At 67.4% G+C, this 1,057-nt stretch carries 1 protein-coding gene and 1 pseudogene; one reads left to right on the top strand and one right to left on the bottom strand.

The window, feature by feature from the left end:
- Positions 1-255 (top strand): annotated as a pseudogene (locus AC5RWX_RS33695) (multicopper oxidase family protein); the annotation flags it as partial.
- Between the two features lie 48 nt (positions 256-303).
- On the opposite strand, the gene AC5RWX_RS33690 reads toward AC5RWX_RS33695, so the two are convergent.
- Positions 304-1,057 (bottom strand): ABC transporter ATP-binding protein (locus AC5RWX_RS33690; protein WP_494100486.1); only part of this gene is annotated, 754 nt, incomplete at its 5' end.

Raw genomic sequence — 1,057 nt, 5'->3', positions numbered from 1 at the left:
CGGCACCGCCTTAACAAGGACATGGACTTCGCGGGAACGTCCAGGATCGATGGCGCCGTCCCTGCCGGTTCAGCCTCGGTGAAGGTCTATGACGTCACACCCGGACGTGCCGAAACCCTGTTGGGAACCGTCTCCATCAACTCCCTTGGCGGCTGGTCCCTGCAGGCCAAGCCTGGCCCGCGTCAACAGGTCACATCCGTAAGGGCCGAATCCAGCCGCGGGGGAACGGCCACGAGGCAGGTGCGCAGGGACTAAGAAATCCGGTTTCACTGGAACGGCTGAAACGGCACCCTCCGGGGCCCGTCAGGATTCGGAGGGGAAGGCCACGCCTTCGCCCACCACACGCAGGCAAAGCTCCATCCCTGGCCGGGCCAGGGAGGCGTTCCAGTGCCGGATGGTAATGATCTCGCCGCCGCCCGGATAACGGTGGTCGGCGCGGCTGGCCAATTCGGGCGGAACCGCAAGCTTGAGCCGCACGGTGGTTTCAGGGCCGAAATAGTCGGTCTCCACCACCACTCCGCGGATGGGGCCGTCCTCGGCGATCCGGATTTGTTCGGGCCGAAGCATCAGCTGAACCCGGCCCTGGGCCGGCGGGCGCCGGACCGGGATGCCGCCAAGGGAACAGGTTGCCAGGGAGCCTTCCATCCAGGCGTCCAGGATCACGGCATCGCCCAGGAACTCGGCGGTGGCGCGGTCTGCGGGCCGGGTGTACACCACAAACGGGTTGCCGATCTGCGCCAGTTTTCCCCCGCGCATCACTGCTACCTGATCGGCGAAGGACAATGCTTCCGCCTGGTCGTGCGTCACAAGGATGGTGGTGACACCCGCTTGGTTCAGGACCTTTGCCACGGCCCTGCGGGTGGCTACGCGGAGTCCGGCATCAAGTGCGGAGAACGGCTCGTCCAGGAGCATCAGTTCCGGTTCGCGGGCCAGGGCCCGGGCCAGGGCCACGCGCTGCTGCTGGCCGCCCGAGAGCTGGTGCGGGCGCCTCTTTGCCATGTCCGGGTCGAGCGAGACCATCTCGAGGAGCTCGCGGACCCGGTCCGCCACGCCCCGC

Source organism: Arthrobacter sp. SPT-J7, assembly GCF_059089965.1.
This window is presented reverse-complemented; position numbering and strand designations above follow the sequence as displayed.